This is a genomic window from Secundilactobacillus paracollinoides DSM 15502 = JCM 11969 (assembly GCF_001311135.1).
In the GTDB taxonomy this organism is placed as follows: domain Bacteria; phylum Bacillota; class Bacilli; order Lactobacillales; family Lactobacillaceae; genus Secundilactobacillus; species Secundilactobacillus paracollinoides.
In genome coordinates this window covers 1-4,458 of sequence record NZ_BBAG01000109.1, presented here as the reverse complement: position 1 = coordinate 4,458, position 4,458 = coordinate 1, and the positions used below count along the sequence as shown (strand labels likewise).

Below are 4,458 nucleotides of genomic sequence, written 5' to 3'. Positions count from 1 at the left end.
AAAAAGTCCTCTATTATGCGGAATAGAGGGCTTTTCTGAAATCAGTACATACAGGCTTTGCTTAGGAGCGTTGCTTGTGTCCATTTAGGACATACACAATCATATAACAATCAATCAATGCTGTCACTTAACTTACGCAAAAAAGCCACCCATACTACTCAAAAAATATTCACAACCTATCTAAACAACCGTTTCCAAAAGTTCTCTCTCGTCTCATTAGAGGGCTTTTCGTTTTGCTTGCTTATATTTGTATATGAATCATTGCTATCGTCCTTAGAATCGTTCTCACGGCTTTGTAGGGTGTTGCTTTTGATATTTTGTTCTGACTTTTGATTTTCAAGTAATTTCTGACTGGATAAATTTAATTGCTGTTGTTGGTCTAATAATTTTTGAAATTTGTTTATCTGTTGATCCTTTTCGTCAAGTTGGCGCTAAGTATATTAACTAATTGATCGTTGCTTGACGTGCTTTTGTCTTGTCTATCCTTATTTGTATTGTTGGCATAATATTGATGTATAGCATTAACAACATCTTGGCTTAAAATATATCTATTATCGCTATCTTTTAAAGGCTTGTCTTTGTCGTCTAGTGAATCTATTATTTGATAAATTCTTGCTCTTGATATGTGTAAATCCTTTGAAATTTCTGCAATTGTTGTCAAATCTACCACCCTTTCAAGTATATGCTAAGTTATTGATACAATCATAGCACGCATTTGACAACCTATATACACGTATAAGCAAACAATGCACGAGAATGCGTTTATATTACGTCTGAAAATAAAGTCACGAGATTGTCACGTTATAAAATCGAAATTTTATTAGATACACAAAAAAACGCCACTCAATTAAGAATGACGTCTTTCTGATATATGTGCCAATACCAAATAAATAGAAGTTGATTATATTTTAACTTGATTAATCAAAACACGCAATGAATACGGGAAGTCCTTTACGGTCGTTAATACTCCTCTATTTTGATAATACAAAGTTGCAAGCTCGATAACATAGAGCGTAAAATAACTTGTGTAAACGCATAAAAAGATTTCTAAATTGTATAGAACTAGGGAATGAACTTACCACAGAAATTATCGCTACGCTAGTCCAAAAACAAGATTTAGACGAAGTTTTTCGGCACCACCTCGAAATTGCGATTAACCAGCTGCTTCAAACCGAACTGGCAGCTTTTTTAGGCTATGAGCGCCACTCGTATGCTGAAATTAACACTAGAAATAACCGCAATGGCAGTTATGAACGCTCGTTTGATACGAAGTATGGTCAACTCAACTTAACCATTCCGCGGGATCGCAATGGTATTTTCCACAACCACATCTTGCCAGCCTACGGTCGGCACAGTGACATCTTGGAAACAACGGTTATTCAGCTATACACCAAGGGAATTACCACCACCGAAATCGCCTAACTCATTGAGAAAATGTACGGTGCTCATTACTCCAAAGCCACGGTTTCCAACACGACCAAAGTCGTTGATGAACAAGTTCAAGCTTTCCAGCAACGGCGACTGCCTTCGCAATATGCGGCCATCTTCTTAGATGCCAATTACCTGCCTTTAAAGCGGGACACCGTCCAAAAAGAAGCGGTTCATTGTATTCAACCAACTTGATTGCGAACTTTAACAAGCATCTCAAACGCAACCCCAACCACAAAGAACAATTTCCAACGGAAGATTCACTGAATCGATTCCTGGTTTCTCAGTTTAACGTCTACAACGAGAAGTCCATGAAGCGAATCCATCGCAGATTCAACGGACTTCAGGACACCCTGGAATCATCCTTTATTTAAATTAACTACATATTATATGTACGGAGGTATTTCATTTACACAAGATTCTTGACGATATCCATATTTACTCAATAGATTAATATCAAATGGTGAAAATCAACGAAAAAAGGAGATCTATCAAGCGATCTCCTGCCCAATAAATCTCCTCTTACATAAAGTTATTTATGAACACTGATTTAAGCTAAGCTGCCGATATCACAATCTCACCATCCACTAAATCAGCCTTCAAGTTTTTGACATCTAAGTGGTCAAGGTAGAAATCCGTTACCTTATCACGAATTTGTTGTTCAATTACTCGCCGTAATGGCCGCGCCCCCATTGCTTCATCATAGCCTTGTTCCATCAGCCAATCTTTGGCCGCTTTAGTTACCTCAAGTTTGATGGATTTTTTGGCTAACGTTTTTTGTACATCCGCCAACATCAAATCGACAATTTGACTTAAGTCTTGCTTAGTCAGATGTGAAAATTCCACGATTCCATTAAAACGGTTCAGAAATTCTGGGCGGAAAAATGGTGCTAACTTATCCATTAATGACTGATCTCGTTGCTTGTCACCACTTAATGCTTCATTACCAAAGCCAGCATTAGAAGTAGCAATAATAATCGTATTTTTGAAATTAATGACATTGCCTTGTCCATCCGTTAAGCGCCCATCATCCATCACTTGTAATAGTAACGTTAATACTTGTGGATCAGCCTTTTCAATTTCATCTAATAATACAATGGAATATGGATTACGCCGAACCCGTTCAGTTAGAGTATTAGCATTATCTTCATAGCCTACGTATCCAGCCGAGGTACCAATTAATTTCGACACAGCTGTACGATCAGCATATTCACTCATATCTAGCCGAATAATCGCATTTTCATTTCCAAACATATCTAAGGCTAATTGCTTAGCTAATTCAGTCTTTCCTACGCCAGTTGGGCCCACAAACAGAAAACTTCCAATCGGCTGATCACCCTCTGAAAAGCCCGCACGGTTACGCCGAATTGCTTTTGCTACCATTTCAACCGCTTCATCTTGACCGATTACCTTACTTTTCAGACGCTTATCAAGATTTTTCAAATGCTCAATATCATTAGCGCCCATATCAGCAACTGGTATACCAGTTAAACGTTCAACCGATTGTGCCACATCATCAATCGTGGCAGTGATTTTTTCTTTTTGATCCGTTTCTTTAATTTTTTGCTTGGTTTCCTCGATCGACTTCTTGATATCAGCGGCTTTTTTAAAGTCCTCCGATTTAACGGCGGCCTCCTTAGCTGCCTCTAATTTTTTAACGCGTTGATCCAATGTCTCAACATCAGTTTGCGAATTTTTAGCCGCTAAATGAGCCGCAGTCATGTCGATCAAATCGATAGCTTTATCTGGCAAAGTGCGTTGTGGTATATATTGGATTGAATAATCCACAGCCGCCTTCAAAACATCATCTGGTAATACAACATGATGATGTTTTTCGTACAGCTTTTTAACACCTTGTAATATACGTAAAGTGTCAGCGGCCGTCGGTTCATTAATCACAACATCATTGAATCGCCGTGCCAAAGCCGCATTTTTCAAAATAGTATTGCGATATTCATCTTGAGTCGTAGCCCCGATTACAGTCAGCTCGCCACGTGACAAAGCTGGTTTAATGATATCAGCCAATCCCTTGCCACCGTCTTCACCACCAGTGGCACCCGTGCCGATAATCTGATGAATTTCATCGAAGAATAGAATAATATTACCAGCTGCTTTAACTTCCTTTACCAGCTGTTTAATATTCTCTTCAAAAGAACCGCGATATTGAGTTCCTGCTTCCAAAGACGATAAATCAATCGAATAGATTTCTTTATCTTGAATCGTTTCTGGAACTTTACCAGCCACAATTGCTTGTGCCAGACCTTCGACGACTGCAGTTTTACCTACACCGGCATCACCAACTAAGATTGGATTATTTTTCGTTCTACGACTCAAAATTTCTGCAGTTTCTTGAATCTCATTCTCACGTCCAATCACTGGATCTAGTAATCCATCACGAGCCTGTTCCGTCAAATTAGTCCCTAACTTTTCTAAAATCCCTCCTTTTTTAAAAGCCTGTTTACCATCTTTAGATACTTCTATTGTTTTATTATTTTGGGGTAGCTTACCAGTTGATCGGTATTGAGCAAACTCATCTGGTGTCAACGATTTTCCATTAACTAAGTACCGTGCACGCTCCGAATTTTGATTATCCATGCGCCGAAATAATTGATTGAAAACATCATCCATATCATTGTTGAAAAAAGGATCATTTTCGTAGAAATTCGCCATAGTACAACACCTCCATAAAAATTTACACGTGTAACTTAGTGACCATAATATCCTTTAAAACTTCAGTTAATTGTATCACGATTTTTATGTATCATTAAGTAAAGTGCTTATCGGTGTATTAAACGAGATACTTTGAAATACCATTACAACAAACCCTTTCAGGATAAATTGCCGTTAATTAGTATATCAAAATATAATATGTGGTAGATTGCAAATTTAATCCGAATTTTTGGAAAAATTTGTCAGCATAACCTGATACGGTGTTTGCCAGTCGAGTATTTTAAGCGGTCGCTGGTTAATTTGGAGTAACGTCGTCGTTAAATCTTGAGCACTAATGTGCTCAAAACGAGTCCCTTTGGG

At 38.0% G+C, this 4,458-nt stretch carries 2 protein-coding genes and 2 pseudogenes; 1 reads left to right on the top strand and 3 read right to left on the bottom strand.

Going from position 1 to position 4,458, the window contains the following annotated elements; genetic code table 11:
• Window positions 1-400 precede the first annotated feature (400 nt).
• Entirely contained in the window at window positions 401-661 is a 261-nt protein-coding gene (locus JCM11969_RS19455) for a hypothetical protein (protein ID WP_225353346.1), read from the bottom strand.
• A 395-nt stretch (window positions 662-1,056) separates the two neighbouring features.
• Here JCM11969_RS19455 and JCM11969_RS16030 point away from each other — a divergent pair.
• A pseudogene (locus JCM11969_RS16030) lies at window positions 1,057-1,802 on the top strand (transposase).
• Between the two features lie 181 nt (window positions 1,803-1,983).
• On the opposite strand, the gene clpL reads toward JCM11969_RS16030, so the two are convergent.
• Window positions 1,984-4,098 carry an ATP-dependent protease ClpL gene (gene clpL, locus JCM11969_RS16025; protein ID WP_054712824.1) on the bottom strand — a complete coding sequence of 705 codons (2,115 nt, stop codon included), beginning with the start codon at window positions 4,096-4,098 and terminating at the stop codon, window positions 1,984-1,986.
• Window positions 4,099-4,314: 216 nt separating this feature from the next.
• Window positions 4,315-4,458 (bottom strand): annotated as a pseudogene (locus JCM11969_RS17960) (IS30 family transposase); the annotation flags it as partial.

Bases quoted from the DNA above. Each gene is read 5' to 3' on its own strand.
- clpL (WP_054712824.1), bottom strand. From the start codon at position 4,098: ATGGCGAATTTCTACGAAAATGATCCTTTTTTCAACAATGATATGGAT.